Origin of the sequence: Pseudomonas sp. MBLB4136, assembly GCF_051904765.1 — a bacterium.
Taxonomy (GTDB): Bacteria; Pseudomonadota; Gammaproteobacteria; order Pseudomonadales; family Pseudomonadaceae; genus Aquipseudomonas.
In genome coordinates this window covers 299533-312640 of the sequence record NZ_CP196713.1, presented here as the reverse complement: position 1 = coordinate 312640, position 13108 = coordinate 299533, and the positions used below count along the sequence as shown (strand labels likewise).

Annotated in this window: 18 protein-coding genes; 9 read left to right on the top strand and 9 right to left on the bottom strand. The window is 66.7% G+C overall.

Features of this window, described 5'->3' with window-relative positions:
• The first annotated feature begins 53 nt into the window (after positions 1 to 53).
• The 8 genes from hisI to ACSX1D_RS01445 all read left to right on the top strand — a co-directional run bounded on the left by hisI (position 54) and on the right by ACSX1D_RS01445 (position 3942).
• A complete protein-coding gene (gene hisI / locus ACSX1D_RS01480; protein WP_208708045.1) occupies positions 54 to 455 on the top strand; it encodes a phosphoribosyl-AMP cyclohydrolase in 402 nt (133 codons plus the stop codon).
• A complete protein-coding gene (locus ACSX1D_RS01475) occupies positions 448 to 780 on the top strand; it encodes a phosphoribosyl-ATP diphosphatase (protein ID WP_147170756.1) in 333 nt (110 codons plus the stop codon). Before hisI ends, ACSX1D_RS01475 begins: the two co-directional genes overlap by 8 nt.
• A 28-nt stretch (positions 781 to 808) precedes the next feature.
• Positions 809 to 1042 carry a twin-arginine translocase TatA/TatE family subunit gene (gene tatA / locus ACSX1D_RS01470; RefSeq protein ID WP_255840233.1) on the top strand — a complete coding sequence of 78 codons (234 nt, stop codon included), beginning with the start codon at positions 809 to 811 and terminating at the stop codon, positions 1040 to 1042.
• Between the two features lie 12 nt (positions 1043 to 1054).
• Positions 1055 to 1441 (top strand): Sec-independent protein translocase protein TatB, encoded by a 387-nt coding sequence (tatB, locus tag ACSX1D_RS01465; protein WP_439860668.1) that lies wholly within the window; start codon positions 1055 to 1057, stop codon positions 1439 to 1441.
• The gene (gene tatC / locus ACSX1D_RS01460) at positions 1438 to 2247 is read left to right on the top strand and encodes a twin-arginine translocase subunit TatC (protein ID WP_439860667.1); all 810 of its coding nucleotides are present in this window, start codon (positions 1438 to 1440) and stop codon (positions 2245 to 2247) included. Before tatB ends, tatC begins: the two co-directional genes overlap by 4 nt.
• The gene (locus ACSX1D_RS01455; RefSeq protein WP_439860666.1) at positions 2244 to 2951 is read left to right on the top strand and encodes a 16S rRNA (uracil(1498)-N(3))-methyltransferase; all 708 of its coding nucleotides are present in this window, start codon (positions 2244 to 2246) and stop codon (positions 2949 to 2951) included. The genes tatC and ACSX1D_RS01455 overlap by 4 nt, the downstream gene beginning before the upstream one ends.
• Before the next feature lie 51 nt (positions 2952 to 3002).
• Positions 3003 to 3398: a DsbA family protein gene (locus ACSX1D_RS01450; protein ID WP_439860665.1), complete on the top strand. Its 396-nt coding sequence runs from the start codon at positions 3003 to 3005 to the stop codon at positions 3396 to 3398.
• A gap of 73 nt (positions 3399 to 3471) precedes the next feature.
• A complete protein-coding gene (locus ACSX1D_RS01445; RefSeq protein WP_208708036.1) occupies positions 3472 to 3942 on the top strand; it encodes a UPF0158 family protein in 471 nt (156 codons plus the stop codon).
• Here the strand turns inward: ACSX1D_RS01445 and dtd are convergent.
• Positions 3905 to 4345 carry a D-aminoacyl-tRNA deacylase gene (gene dtd, locus ACSX1D_RS01440; RefSeq protein ID WP_439860664.1) on the bottom strand — a complete coding sequence of 147 codons (441 nt, stop codon included), beginning with the start codon at positions 4343 to 4345 and terminating at the stop codon, positions 3905 to 3907. The two genes, ACSX1D_RS01445 and dtd, sit on opposite strands and share 38 nt — an antisense overlap.
• A complete protein-coding gene (gene pip / locus ACSX1D_RS01435) occupies positions 4342 to 5313 on the bottom strand; it encodes a prolyl aminopeptidase (protein WP_439860663.1) in 972 nt (323 codons plus the stop codon). The genes dtd and pip overlap by 4 nt, the downstream gene beginning before the upstream one ends.
• A 126-nt stretch (positions 5314 to 5439) precedes the next feature.
• Between pip and ACSX1D_RS01430 the strand changes: the two genes are divergently transcribed.
• The gene (locus ACSX1D_RS01430) at positions 5440 to 5874 is read left to right on the top strand and encodes a hypothetical protein (RefSeq protein ID WP_439860662.1); all 435 of its coding nucleotides are present in this window, start codon (positions 5440 to 5442) and stop codon (positions 5872 to 5874) included.
• 40 nt (positions 5875 to 5914) lie between these two features.
• Here the strand turns inward: ACSX1D_RS01430 and ACSX1D_RS01425 are convergent, their stop codons facing one another.
• The 7 genes from ACSX1D_RS01425 to ACSX1D_RS01395 form a co-directional block, all read right to left on the bottom strand.
• Complete coding sequence (locus ACSX1D_RS01425; RefSeq protein WP_439860661.1) at positions 5915 to 7837, bottom strand: autotransporter domain-containing protein; 1923 nt, start codon at positions 7835 to 7837, stop codon at positions 5915 to 5917.
• A gap of 182 nt (positions 7838 to 8019) precedes the next feature.
• Positions 8020 to 8835 (bottom strand): quaternary amine ABC transporter ATP-binding protein, encoded by an 816-nt coding sequence (locus ACSX1D_RS01420; protein ID WP_439860660.1) that lies wholly within the window; start codon positions 8833 to 8835, stop codon positions 8020 to 8022.
• Positions 8832 to 9683: an ABC transporter permease gene (locus ACSX1D_RS01415; protein ID WP_439860659.1), complete on the bottom strand. Its 852-nt coding sequence runs from the start codon at positions 9681 to 9683 to the stop codon at positions 8832 to 8834. Before ACSX1D_RS01415 ends, ACSX1D_RS01420 begins: the two co-directional genes overlap by 4 nt.
• A gap of 230 nt (positions 9684 to 9913) precedes the next feature.
• On the bottom strand, positions 9914 to 10927 hold the full coding sequence (locus tag ACSX1D_RS01410) for an ABC transporter substrate-binding protein (RefSeq protein WP_439860658.1): 1014 nt from the start codon (positions 10925 to 10927) through the stop codon (positions 9914 to 9916).
• Between the two features lie 166 nt (positions 10928 to 11093).
• Complete coding sequence (gene bamE, locus ACSX1D_RS01405; RefSeq protein ID WP_208708025.1) at positions 11094 to 11348, bottom strand: outer membrane protein assembly factor BamE domain-containing protein; 255 nt, start codon at positions 11346 to 11348, stop codon at positions 11094 to 11096.
• 68 nt (positions 11349 to 11416) lie between these two features.
• Entirely contained in the window at positions 11417 to 12019 is a 603-nt protein-coding gene (locus ACSX1D_RS01400; protein WP_439860657.1) for a DUF924 family protein, read from the bottom strand.
• Between the two features lie 19 nt (positions 12020 to 12038).
• On the bottom strand, positions 12039 to 13046 hold the full coding sequence (locus ACSX1D_RS01395) for a class 1 fructose-bisphosphatase (protein WP_439860656.1): 1008 nt from the start codon (positions 13044 to 13046) through the stop codon (positions 12039 to 12041).
• Positions 13047 to 13108 lie beyond the last annotated feature (62 nt).

Here is a 13108-nt window from a genome sequence, read left to right as displayed (position 1 = left end):
GCACTGGCACACTAGACCTCTATCCAACAGGCCCGAAGCGGGCGGAAGTAGCGATGAACGATTGGCTCGACGAGATCAACTGGAACAGCGACGGCCTGGTGCCGGCGATCGCCCAGGACCACCAGACCGGCCGCGTACTGATGATGGCCTGGATGAACCGCGAGGCCCTGGCCCTGACCGCCAGTGAGCAGCGCGCCATCTACTGGTCACGTTCGCGCGGCAAGCTGTGGCGCAAGGGCGAGGAGTCCGGCCATGTGCAGAAGCTACATGAGCTGCGCCTGGACTGCGACGCCGACGTGATCATCCTCAAGGTCGAGCAGCTGGGCGGCATCGCCTGCCACACCGGCCGCGAGAGCTGCTTCTACCGGGTGTTCGACAACGGCGCCTGGAAAACCGTCGATGCGGTGCTCAAAGACCCGCATGCCATCTACAGCGCAGGACACCGCCATGACTGACACCCTCAGCCGCCTGGCCGAAGTGCTGGAGGCGCGCAAGGGCGCCGCGGCCGACTCTTCCTATGTCGCCAGCCTCTACCACAAGGGCCTGAACAAGATTCTCGAGAAGGTCGGCGAAGAATCGGTGGAAACCATTCTCGCCGCCAAGGACGCCGCCGCCAGTGGCGACTGCAGCGACCTGATCTACGAGACCGCCGACCTGTGGTTCCACAGCCTGGTCATGCTCGCCGCCCTCGGCCAGCATCCGCAGGCCGTGCTGGACGAACTGGACCGGCGCTTCGGCCTGTCCGGACACGCGGAAAAAGCCGCGCGCCCGCAAACCTGATCACCCTACTTATTACGGAGTACGCATCATGGGATTCGGTGGCATTAGCATTTGGCAACTCCTGATCATCCTGCTGATCGTGGTCATGCTGTTCGGCACCAAGCGCCTCAAGGGCATGGGCTCCGACATCGGCGACGCGATCAAGGGCTTCCGCAAGTCGATGGGCAACGCCGAGGAAGACAAGCCGGCGGTGGACGAGCACAAGGGGCAGACCATCGACGCCCAGGCGCGCAAGGTCGAAGAGCCGGCGAAGAAAGACTAAGAGCCGACCATCATGTTCGACATAGGTTTTAGCGAGCTGCTGCTGATTGGCCTGGTCGCCCTGCTGGTGCTCGGCCCCGAGCGCCTGCCCGGCGCCGTGCGCACGGCCGGCCTGTGGATCGGCCGGATCAAGCGCAGCTTCAGCGCGATCAAGGCCGAGGTCGAACGCGAGATCGGCGCCGACGAGATCCGCCGCCAGCTGCACAACGAGCAGATCCTCGAGCTGGAGCGGGAAATGAAGGCGATGAAGCAGGACGTGCTGTCGCCCGGCTCGGCGACCAAGAGCGAGGCCCCCGCCGGCTCCGAAGCTCCGGCCAAGGCCGAGCAGCCCGCTGCGACCGCTGAGCCCGCCGCCAGCGCCCCGAAAGAACCCAGCCAGGATAAATCCGCACAACCATGAGCCGACTAACGGAAGGCGACCAGGAGATGCCCCTGGTCTCGCACCTGACCGAGCTGCGCACACGCCTGCTGCGCAGCGTCGTCGCCGTTCTGGCGCTGTTCGCCGGGCTGTTCTATTTCTCCCAGGACATCTACGCCCTGGTGGCCGCGCCGCTGCGGGCCTACCTGCCGGAAGGCGCGACGATGATTGCCACCGGCGTCGCCTCGCCCTTCCTCACCCCCTTCAAGCTGACCATGATGGTCGCCCTGTTCCTGTCGATGCCGATCATCCTGCATCAGATCTGGGGCTTCATCGCGCCGGGGCTGTACAAGCACGAGAAGCGCATCGCCGTGCCCTTGCTGATTTCCAGCATCCTGTTGTTCTACGGCGGCATGGCCTTCGCCTATTTCGTGGTGTTCCCGATCATGTTCGGCTTCTTCGCCAGCGTGACCCCGGAAGGGGTGGCGATGATGACCGATATCGGCCAGTACCTGGACTTCGTCCTGACCCTGTTCTTCGCCTTCGGCGTGGCCTTCGAGATCCCGGTGGCGACCTTCCTGCTGATCTGGGTCGGCATCGTCGAGGTCGACAGCCTGCGCAAGAGCCGCCCCTACGTCATCGTCGGCTGCTTCGCCGTGGGCATGGTCCTGACCCCGCCGGACATCTTCTCCCAGACCCTGCTGGCGCTGCCGATGTGGCTGCTGTTCGAGGCCGGGGTGTTCTTCGGCAGCCTGGTCAAGCGCCGCGCCGAGCACGACGCGGAAAGCGAGAACAGCGCCGAGGCCGCGGCGGAATCCGAAGACCAGCCACCCGCGCCGCAACCGTGAACCTGCTGCTACTGGAAGACGGCGACTTCGTCGCCGCCGATCGCGTGCGCCTCAGCGGCCGGCGCCTCAAGCACCTGCACGAGGTGCACCACGCCGAAGCCGGCGACAGCCTGCGCGTCGGCCGCCTCGGCGGCCTGCTCGGCAAGGGTCGGCTGCTGCACCTGGAGGCCGACGAGGCGGAACTGCAGGTCGAGTTCGACCAACCGCCACCGGCCAAGCTGCCCCTGACCCTGCTGCTGGCCCTGCCGCGACCGAAGATGCTGCGCCGCGTGCTGCAGACGGTCAGCGCCATGGGCGTGCCGCGACTGATCCTGCTGAACAGCTACCGGGTCGAGAAGAGCTTCTGGCAGACCCCCTTCCTCGAGCCCGCGGCCATCCGCGAGCAGCTGATCCTCGGCCTGGAGCAGGCGCGCGACAGCGTGCTGCCCGAGGTGATCATCGAAAAGCGCTTCAAACCCTTCGTCGAAGACCGCTTGCCGCAGCTGACCGCCGGCAGCCTCGGCCTGGTTGGCCACCCCGGGCCTTATCCGGCCTGCCCGCGCGCCGTGACCGAGGCCGTGACCCTGGCCATCGGCCCGGAGGGTGGCTGGATTCCCTACGAGGTGGAGAAGCTGCAACAGGCCGGATTGCAGCCGGTGCAGCTCGGCGAGCGCATCCTGCGCGTGGAAACGGCGGTCAGCGCCCTGCTCGCCCGCCTGTTCTGAAGCCCGGCGCGGGCCCGCGCCACACCAGGACGATTTGCCGCGCGTTACGTGGTGCCGCTGCTGTTCAATCCGCACTTTCCGCTCAACGCCCTGCCGCTGATGCGCGGCGCGATCGCTTATCTCGACACGCCTCGCTTCGACGCCTGCATGAACGCCATCGTCGAGGCAGCCTGGCAGCAGCAGAACCTCGACAAGCCCCAGGTACTGGCCGGGGTACTCGAAGCGGCCGGTTTCGACAGCGCCGAGTTCGCCCGCTTGAACGATGAGGATTCGGTCAAACAGCGGCTCAAGGCCGACACCGAGGAGCCCGTCGAACGCGACGTGTTCGGCGCCCCGAGCATCTTCGTCGACGAGCAGCAGCGGATCGTCTGGACTTCGCTGCCGAAGCGCTGGCGCGCGTCTGACCCGCCATCCGCACGCGCCGTTGCCGCCCGGCGGCGACAATAGGCGCCGAACGGCATGACAGCGCCCCGCTCGCGGGGCTATTGTCGGGGCAGGACCCGACTCGGAGCACACCACCATGCGCCCCCTGACCCTCGACCTAGCACGTATCGAACAGGCGCTGCTGAGCCAGGCCGAACTCGAGCACTACCTGGACCTGGCCACCGGCAGCGTGCTGAGCATCATCCCCGGCGACCCGCCTCCGGGCGCCGACGAGAAGTACGACGTGCAGCCGGATCGCTACCTGGCCATCGAGCCCCTGCCCCACGGCCAGGCCCTGGCCCTGCGCGAAGCCTTCCTGTTCGGCCTGCACGACCCGCACGCCCACACCCTGCTGCGCCACGCCCTGGCCGGGCGCAAGCCGTTGCGCACCTTCGACTACCAGCTGGAAGCACTGCCGCGGGTGCGCGACGCCTGGCTGGCCTTTCAGGCCCAGCAGGTCCGCGAGCTGGCGCTGGAGTGGCTGCAGGACAACGGCCTGGAGCGGGCCGCACATGCGCCCATCGACGAGCTCAGACCTCGAGGAGGAAGGTCACCGGCCCATCATTGACCAGGTGCACCTGCATCTCGGCGCCGAAGCGCCCGGTGGCCACCTGCGGGTGCCTGGCGCGAGCCTGTTCGACCAGCAACTCGAACAGGGCGGCGCCCTGGGCCGGCGGTGCGGCGCTGCTGGAGAAGCTCGGCCGCAGGCCGCTCCCGGTATCGGCGGCCAGGGTGAACTGCGAGACCAGCAGCAGGCCGCCGCCGACATCGCCGAGGGACAGGTTCATCTTGCCCTCGGCATCGCCGAACACCCGGTAGTTGAGCAGCTTGTGCAGCAGCTTGGCGACGCTTTCGGGGTTGTCCTGGGGCTCCACGCCGACCAGCACCAGCAGGCCCTGGTCGATGGCACCGACCACCTCGCCGGCGACCTCGACACGGGCGCCGCGCACCCGCTGGATCAGCGCCTTCATGCTTCGTCCGGCGACAGGTTGAGCAGGCGCCGGGCGATCTGGTTGGCCGCCCGCACCAGGGCGTCGGTGATGCCCACTTCGGCCGCCGAGTGGCCGGCGTCGCGGATGATCTGCAGCTCGCTGTTGGGCCAGGCCTGGTGCAGCTCCCAGGCGTTGTCCAGGGGGCAGATCACGTCGTAGCGGCCATGCACGATGACCCCAGGCAGGTGGGCGATCTTGGGCATGTCGCGGATCAGCTGATCGGCCTCGAGAAAGGCGTTGTTGACGAAGTAATGGCACTCGATGCGGGCGATCGACAGGGCGCGGTGCGCCTCACTGAAACGCTCGACCACCTGCGGATTGGGCCGCAGGGTGGCGGTGCGCCCCTCCCAGCTCGACCAGGCCTTGGCCGCGTGCATCTGGGCGATCTGGTCGGTGCCGGTCAGACGCTTGTAGAACGCCTGCATCAGGTTGCCACGCTCCTCGACCGGAATCGGCGCCAGGTAGTCCTGCCAGTAGTCAGGGAACAGGCGGCTGGCGCCCTCCTGGTAGAACCAGTGGAATTCCTGGGGACGGCACAGGAAGATGCCGCGCAGGATCAGTGCATGTACCCGCTCGGGATGGGTCTGGGCGTAGGCCAGGGCCAGGGTCGAGCCCCAGGAGCCGCCGAACAGCACCCACTTGTCGATGCCGAGGTGCTCGCGGATGCGTTCCATGTCGGCGACCAGGTCCCAGGTGGTGTTCTTCTCCAGGCTCGCATGGGGCGTGGAGCGCCCGCAGCCACGCTGGTCGAAGGTGACGATGCGGTACAGGTTGGGATCGAAGAAGCGCCGGCTCATGGCATCGCAGCCGGCGCCGGGGCCGCCGTGGATGAACACCACCGGCAGACCGTCCGGCGAGCCGCTCTCGTCCACGTAGAGCACGTGCGGCTCGTCCACCGCCAACTCGTGGCGGGCGTGGGGTTTGATCTCCGGATACAAAGTCTGCATGGCATGCTCCTGAATGTATGCGTACGGTGCGTTCCAGGCGTTGACGAGAGCGCTTCGCGTCCTCGGGGCGCTATGCTGCCGGGTCCCGCTCTGCCCCGCATCATAACCATGAAAAAGGAGTTCGGCATGCCGATACGGCGATTTGCCCTGGCTTTCCTGGCACTTTTGACTCTGCTCGCCGGCTGCAGCGAGCGGGACGATCCGCAGGCCGCCCTCGAGGCCACCGTGCAGCAGTTGCAGGACAACCTGGAGGCGAAGGACAAGGCGGCAGTGCTGGAGCAGCTGCACCCGCAGTTCTTTGCCCAACAGCAGCACGACCGTGAATGGGCCAGGCGCACCATGGCCCTGCTGTTCCTGCGACACAAGCAGGTGCAGGTGCTGCCCGTGAGCCAGGACAGTTACCTGGATTCGACCTATAGCGAGAAGGGCCACACCGAGGCGCGCCTGGCCCTGAGCGGCGCAGACGGGCTGATTCCCGACAGCGCGCGCTATTACGCGGTCAGGCTGGAGTGGTGGCGGGATGACGGTGAGTGGCGGCTGGCGCGGCTGAACTGGCAGTGAAACCGCCACGCAGCCTTGCGCTGCGTGACGGTCCGGCGTCTTAGAAGTCCCAGTTGAGGGACAGGTTGACGCCGTGCTGGCGATCGGTGGTGCCGCGGAACTGATAGGCCGCACGCAACTGCAGCTCCGAGCTCAGCGCATGGCTCACGCCCAGGCCAGCCAGGGTCTGGCCGCTGGCCGGGGTGTGGCCCTGCAGCTCGAAGCGGTTGCCCGCCACCGAGTTGAGGCCCATGCGCAGCTGCCGCGGATCGTCCTCGAACTCGCGCTCGCGGGCGACTTCGGCGAACACCTGGGTCGCCGGGCTCAGCTGGTAGTTCATCTGCAGGCCCAGGCCCAGACGCATGCTGTCACGCTGCTGGTCGTCGTAGTTCAGGGCCGTGGAGCTCATGCCACGCTCGCGGTAACCATCCACATCGACCCGGACGTAGTCGGCGCTGATGAACGGACTGACCCGCCAGCCGGTGTCGGCATTTGCCAGGTCATAGCCCAGGCGCGCGGACAGCGCCCACAGCTGGCCATCGGTGTCGCCCTTCTCGCTGCGCTCGGCAATGCCCAGGGCGAACTGGCGGTTGAGGTCGCCGTAGTCCAGATGGCCCAGACTCAGGCTGGTATCGGCCCACGCGCGGCCATTCTGGTACTGGGCGAAGGCGCTGAGCAGGTAGCTGCTCAGGTCGTACTCGGAATCGGCCTCGCCGGCCTCCAGGCTCTGCTCCTGCAGGCCCAGGGCCAGGCCCAGGCGCCAGTTGTCATCCAGCCGGTAGCTGCCACCCAGGTTCAGGCCCAGGCCGTGGCTGTCGCCGCTGGCCACCGCCGCACCTTCCTGGAACTGCTGACGCTGACCGCTGGCGGCGACGAAGCTGCGCCACTGCCCTACCGCCTGCCAGGCACCGCGATCGGCCTGCCACTCGCTGCGCATCTGCTGCTGGTGACCGTTGAGGCTGGCCATGGCCATCTCCGGCAGCAGGGAAACCTGCCAAGGCGCCGAGAGGATCGAGTAGGTGTAGTCGGCGGTGATCTGCTGCACCGCCGCGGTCGGGTGCACGCCGTCGTTGAACAGCAACTTGTTCGGGTTGGGCGAGGTGCCGCCCAGGCCATAGGTCGGGTCCGCAATGCAGCTGCTGCCGTTGAAGCAGACGTTGGTCTGCGCGACCAGCGGGTCGAAACCGTAGGCCGCCAGGTCAGCCTGTACTTCGTTGAGCAGACCACGGTAGTTCAGGCGGATGACGTTGCCACCGAGGGCCGACAGCTGGCTGGCCAGGGCGTCGTTGTAGAGTGCCGCGGCACCGGACCAGGCAGCGCGGAAGCCACTTGCGAACCCCGCCGGCGTCATGCCCACATCCGGCAGGTCGGAGACGATGATGGTGCGCGCCCCGGCCCTTTGCAGGGAGGCGATACCGTCGACCAGGTTCTTGGCAGACGCAGCCGCGGAGAGTGGATTGGTCACCACTCCCTGCAGCACATCATTGCCGCCGCCATTGACGTAGAACAAGGCGTTGGGGTCGATCTGCGGCACATCCACCAGATAGCCGTTACGCGTTCTGATGATGCCGCCACCAGCATTCACCACGGAGCCGTTGGCAGCGGTAATCGAACTGAGTATCTGGTCCGTGCGATAGCCGCCTACCGCGTAGTTGGTGCCGTCTGGATTGCCGGTTAGTACCTGCGGAAGGATGGGCGTGGACGGCAACGCCTGCAGGCCGAGGTGGGCGCCCAGGCGCTGAGTCGAAACAGCGGCGAAGTATTCGGTGTTGTTGTTCAGGTAGCTGGGACCGGTGCGGTTGGTGAAACGCACCCCGCCTGTAGGGTTGCCGCCGAGCAACGGACTGCCGGTATCGGGGAACTGGCCGCTATCGCTCAGCGAGTCACCGAAAATCACCAGTTGCGAATAGGGCATGGCGTGGGCCGCGGCAGGCAGCCCGGCGAGGAGTACTGCAGCGGTCAAAGCTTTGAGGGGGAAAGTCATGGCTACTCCGTCTTGTTGTATTGCCAGCAGGCAAGCACGGCAGAGTAGCCAGTTCACACAAATTAGACGCTCACCCAAATGGGCGATTAAAAAATAATCACGGCGAGATGCTATGCCCGCTTGGCGCACGCAGCGTGGCAACACGGTCACAACCAAGCCCCCAGCCAAGCTGGGGGCGCGACCTAGAGATAGGCCTCGCGGCGCTTAACGAAGCGCTCGACATAGGCGTCGGCCGGCTGCTGCAGGATCTGTTGCGACGTGCCTACCTGGATCAGCCGGCCATCGCGCAGAATGGCGATGCGATTGCCGATACGCAGCGCTTCGTCGAGGTCGTGGGTGATGAACACGATGGTCTTGTGCAGGCTCTGCTGCAGCGCCAGCAGCTGCTCCTGCATGTCGGCACGAATCAGTGGGTCGAGGGCGCTGAAGGCCTCGTCCATCAGGATGATCTCGGTATCGGCGGCCAGCGCCCGGGCCAGCCCCACCCGCTGGCGCATGCCACCGGACAGCTGGTGGGGAAAGTGCTGCTCGTAGCCCGCGAGGCCAACCCGCTCGATCCAGTGACCGGCGCACTCAAGGCAGTGCGCCCGGGCCTCGCCACGCACCTTGAGGCCGTAGGCGACGTTGTCCAGCACGCTCTTGTGCGGGAGCAGGGCGAAACTCTGGAATACCATGCTGATCTTCTTGCGCCGCAGTTGCTGCAAGGCCTGGCGGTCATAACCGAGGATATCCTCGCCATCGATCAGGATCTGCCCGCTGGTGGGCTCGATCAGGCGGTTGAAGTGGCGCACCAGGGTCGACTTGCCGGAGCCGGACAGGCCCATGATGACGAAGACCTCGCCCGCGTCGATGCTCAACGACAGGTCGTTGACCCCGACCACGCAGCCGGTGTCGGCCAATACCCGCTCCTTGCTCCGCCCCTCCCGGGCCAACGCCAGCGCGGCCTCGGGCCGGCGACCGAACACCTTGTAGACGTGACGCACCACTATCTTGCTCATCGCGGCTCCTCGTGCGCCGGGCGACCATAGGCCTGGGTGATGCGGTCGATGACCACAGCCAGGATGACGATGGCCAGGCCTGCCTCCAGGCCCTTGCCGACATTGAGCGTCTGGATGCCGATCAGTACCTCCTCGCCGAGGCCGCGGGCGCCGATCATCGAGGCGATCACCACCATCGACAGGGCCATCATGGTGGTCTGATTGATCCCCGCCATGATGCTCGGCATGGCCAGGGGCAACTGCACACCGAACAGCTGCTGCCAGCGGTTGGCACCGAAGGCGCTGACCGCCTCCATCACCTCGCGGTCGACCTGGCGGATGCCCAGGTCGGTGAGGCGGATCAGCGGCGGTGCGGCGTAGATCACCGTGGCGAAGATCGCCGGCACCTTGCCCAGACCGAACAGCATCAGCACCGGGATCAGGTACACGAAGCTGGGCATGGTCTGCATGATGTCCAGCAGCGGCATCAGCAGCACGCGCAAGCGCGCGCTGCGGGCGGCAAGGATGCCCAGGGGAATACCGATCAGCACCGCGATGGCGGTGGCCACCAGCATCAGCGCCAGCGTCTGCATGAGCTTGTCCCACAGCCCGACCGCACCGACCAGAAACAGCAGGCCGACCATCAGCAGGGTCGAGCCCCAGCGCCGCGTGGCGTGCCAGGCGATAGCGCCGACCAGGGCCAGCATCAGCCACCAGGGGGTAGCCCGCAGCAGCCCCTCGAGGCTGACGATGGCCCACAACAGGGTCTCCGATACCTGACGAAACAGATCGCCGTACTGGATCACCAGGTCATCGACCCAGGCGTTGACCCAGTCGGCGATGGAGAAGGTAAGACGCTCGGGAAACATGCTTCGACCTCGCCTGTCGATTGCCGGGTACGCGGCGCCGTGACCGGCCGCCGCGCACAGCAACAGGATAGGCAAGCACCGCCAGCGGGGGATGAACAAACGGCCATGCCGGCTAAAACCAGGACTGACGCGGTGCACGGCTGTCGGCGCAGGCTGCGTGTGTCACGCCGCTGAGCCGCCGCAGCAGCTCAGGCAAGACTCTTTGCCAAGCCCCGGGGGCTGCCGACCAATTAGTCGAGGGCCGCGTCGATACGCTCGGCCACCTCGGCCGGCACCCAGGTCGACCAGATATCCCGGTGCTCGCGGAAGAACTGTTGACTGACCGCCTCGGCCTCGCTGCGCTGCTCGGACATCCGCGCTAGGATGGCGTTGAACAGCGGCAGGGGAATCTGCACCTTGTCGAACACCTGAACCAGTTCTGGCGCGCGCTCATGGAAGTCGCGCGACAGGCCGATGGAAATCTTCGCCGGCAACGAACGGGTCCCCACGGGGTTGGGGTGGTTGCCGTCGATCAGGGTCTCCCAGGCCTGCTGATCGAAGGGCGGCTCCTCCAGTTGCACCAGCTTGTAGCGGCCCATCAGCGGCGTCGGCGACCAGTAGTAGAACAGGATCGGCTCCTGGCGGCGGATCGCCGAGCTGATCGCCGCATCCAGGGCCGGCCCGGCGCCGGTGCGGAAGTTCACGTAGCTATCCTCCAGGCCATAGGCCTTGAGCTTCTGCGAGTTGACCACGGCGCAGGTCCAGCCGCTCGGGCAGTTGTAGAAGCGGCCCTTGCCGGGCTCCTCGGGGTCGCGGAACAAGGCCTTGAAGCGCGGCAGGTCGCTTACCGACTTGAGGCCGGCGGCCGGCGCATCGGTGCCGCCGACCAGGTACTCCGGCACCCACCAGCCCTCGGTGGCGCCCTGCACCGGCTCGCCGACGGCGAACACCTCGCCGGCCGCTTCGGCCTTGCGCCACAGCTCGCTGCGCCCGGCCCATTGTTCGGCGATCACCTGCACGTCGTTCTGCTTGAGCGCGTTCTCCATGGTCAGGGTATTGCCGGGCAAGGCGTCGGTCTGGCAGCCGTAGCCCTTCTCCAGCAGGTGGCGCAGCACCTGGGTGGCGAACATGCCGCTTTCCCAGTTGAGCCCGGCAAACACCACGGTGCCGGGATAGGGGCAGGTGGCCGGCGCGGCGTGGGCCGGGGCGCCGAGCAGTGCTGCGGCCAGGGTCAGGATTGCACACAGCGGACGAAACAGCGGCATGGCGATCTCCAGGTCAACCGCAAAGGATGCGTCGCGCCGACAGCTGTTGAGCGCCGGCGGCAGACGACTACCTAGGGTTTAGACCGGGGCGCGGCGTTTGCCCAGTTTTCCCGCGGCATGCGTCAGCCACCGCAGCGGGCCCAACCCGCCACGCATGCCGACCTCCCTACTTGAGCCCCTTGCCGGAGAACATCAGCACCTGGTCGCCGGCGAACTGCACGCTGATCATGCTCTTCTCGTCGCCCCAGGTGCAGCTGGTGATGCCCAGAGCGCCGGCGCATTCGCTCGGTGCGCCGAGCAGTTGCTCGACCTCGGGCTTGCTCATGCCGGCCTGCAGTTTCGAATAATTGGCCTGATTGACCTTGTTGCAGGCGACCAGCAGCACACAGGCGGCGATCAGGGTGAGGGCGCGAAACGACATGCAGGGACTCCGCTGGATGGATGTTCGGGCCTGCCGGCGGCAGCACCCGCGATTCGCTCGGTTGGACGTCAGAAACGCGAGCCGGGTTCCTCGAGAAAGCGCAACTCTTCCTCGCTCGAGGGGCGCCCGAGAATGGCGTTGCGGTGGGGGAAGCGGCCGAAGCGGGCGATGATCTGCTGATGCTGCTCGGCATAATCGAGGAAGCCGGCGAACAGCGTGCGCTCGGCGGCGGGCGCCGCATCGAGCAGTCGGCTGAAGCGCCGCAGCGCTTCGTCCTGCAGCAGCAGGTCTTCGGCGTGTTCCAGCACCAGATAGACGAACACCCGCTGGATCGGTGCCAGCGCCGCCTCATGCGCGCCATCCAGGCGGTCCAGCACCAGCTGGCGGGCGCGGGCGTCGCCGGCGAAAGCGCGGGGGCTGTCGCGATGGATCATCCGCGGCAGCTGGTCGAGCAGCAGGACCAGGGCCAGCCAGCCCTCGGCCTGCCCGGTCCAGTCGGCGAGCTCGCCGGCCAGGGCCTGTTCGACCTGGGCACCGAAGCGCTCGCGAGCTTCGCTGTCCTGGCTGTCGCGCTTGCCGAACCACAGGCCGTTACGCGCCGCGGCCACCTCCCCCGCCGTCGTCAGGGGGCCGAACCACCAATCGAGCAAGGGCTGCCAGGGCGCGCTCATCGCCGCTCCTCCCGTGGGTTTATTCCTGGTGGTAGGCGGTGACGCGCTCGACTTCCTGCTTGGAACCGAGGAACACCGCCACCCGCTGGTGCAGCGAGCTGGGCTGGATGTCGAGGATGCGCTGGGTACCGTTGGTGGCGGCGCCGCCGGCCTGTTCGATGATGAAGGACATCGGGTTGGCCTCGTACATCAGGCGCAGCTTGCCCGGCTTCTCCGGCTCACGGGCGTCGCGCGGGTACATGAAGATGCCGCCGCGGGTGAGGATACGGTGCACGTCGGCGACCATCGAGGCGATCCAGCGCATGTTGTAGTTCTTCTCCAGCGGCCCGGTCTCGCCGGCCAGCAGCTCGGAGACGTAACGCTGCACCGGCGCTTCCCAGTGGCGCTGGTTGGACATGTTGATGGCGAATTCCTTGGTGGTCTCCGGCACCTTGATGTTGTCGTGGGTCAGCACGAAGCTGCCCAGCTCGCGGTCCAGGGTGAAGCCCTTGACGCCATTACCCAGGGTCAGCAGCAGCATGGTCTGCGGGCCGTAGATCGCATAACCGGCGGCGACCTGCTGGGTGCCGGGCTGGAGGAACGCGTCCTCGCCGAGATCGCCCACATCGCCGTTGCGCTCCGGGCAGCGCAGCACCGAGAAGATGGTGCCGACCGAGACGTTGACGTCGATGTTCGAGGAGCCATCCAGCGGGTCGAACACCAGCAGGTAGGCACCCTTGGGGTAGCGGCCGGGAATCTGGTAGGCGTTGTCCATCTCCTCAGAGGCCATGCCGGCCAGGTGGCCGCCCCACTCGTTGGCTTCCAGGAGGATCTCGTTGGACAGCACGTCGAGCTTCTTCTGCACCTCGCCCTGCACGTTCTCGGTTTCCATGCTGCCGAGCACGCCGCCCAGGGCGCCCTTGGACACCTGATGGCTGATCGCCTTGCAGGCCCGCGCCACCACTTCGATAAGGAAACGCAGATCGGCAGGGGTGTTGTGGCTGCGGGTCTGCTCGATCAGATAGCGGCTCAGGGTAACGCGGGACATGGACGGCTCCGGGAAGGAAGAAAAATCGCGCGCAGTTTACCCCTTTATCACCCTCGGCGCCT

Bases quoted from the DNA above. Each gene is read 5' to 3' on its own strand.
- hisI (WP_208708045.1), top strand. From the start codon at position 54: ATGAACGATTGGCTCGACGAGATCAACTGGAACAGCGACGGCCTGGTG.
- ACSX1D_RS01475 (WP_147170756.1), top strand. From the start codon at position 448: ATGACTGACACCCTCAGCCGCCTGGCCGAAGTGCTGGAGGCGCGCAAG.
- tatA (WP_255840233.1), top strand. From the start codon at position 809: ATGGGATTCGGTGGCATTAGCATTTGGCAACTCCTGATCATCCTGCTG.
- tatB (WP_439860668.1), top strand. From the start codon at position 1,055: ATGTTCGACATAGGTTTTAGCGAGCTGCTGCTGATTGGCCTGGTCGCC.
- tatC (WP_439860667.1), top strand. From the start codon at position 1,438: ATGAGCCGACTAACGGAAGGCGACCAGGAGATGCCCCTGGTCTCGCAC.
- ACSX1D_RS01445 (WP_208708036.1), top strand. From the start codon at position 3,472: ATGCGCCCCCTGACCCTCGACCTAGCACGTATCGAACAGGCGCTGCTG.
- dtd (WP_439860664.1), bottom strand. From the start codon at position 4,345: ATGAAGGCGCTGATCCAGCGGGTGCGCGGCGCCCGTGTCGAGGTCGCC.
- pip (WP_439860663.1), bottom strand. From the start codon at position 5,313: ATGCAGACTTTGTATCCGGAGATCAAACCCCACGCCCGCCACGAGTTG.
- ACSX1D_RS01430 (WP_439860662.1), top strand. From the start codon at position 5,440: ATGCCGATACGGCGATTTGCCCTGGCTTTCCTGGCACTTTTGACTCTG.
- ACSX1D_RS01425 (WP_439860661.1), bottom strand. From the start codon at position 7,837: ATGACTTTCCCCCTCAAAGCTTTGACCGCTGCAGTACTCCTCGCCGGG.
- ACSX1D_RS01420 (WP_439860660.1), bottom strand. From the start codon at position 8,835: ATGAGCAAGATAGTGGTGCGTCACGTCTACAAGGTGTTCGGTCGCCGG.
- ACSX1D_RS01415 (WP_439860659.1), bottom strand. From the start codon at position 9,683: ATGTTTCCCGAGCGTCTTACCTTCTCCATCGCCGACTGGGTCAACGCC.
- ACSX1D_RS01410 (WP_439860658.1), bottom strand. From the start codon at position 10,927: ATGCCGCTGTTTCGTCCGCTGTGTGCAATCCTGACCCTGGCCGCAGCA.
- bamE (WP_208708025.1), bottom strand. From the start codon at position 11,348: ATGTCGTTTCGCGCCCTCACCCTGATCGCCGCCTGTGTGCTGCTGGTC.
- ACSX1D_RS01400 (WP_439860657.1), bottom strand. From the start codon at position 12,019: ATGAGCGCGCCCTGGCAGCCCTTGCTCGATTGGTGGTTCGGCCCCCTG.
- ACSX1D_RS01395 (WP_439860656.1), bottom strand. From the start codon at position 13,046: ATGTCCCGCGTTACCCTGAGCCGCTATCTGATCGAGCAGACCCGCAGC.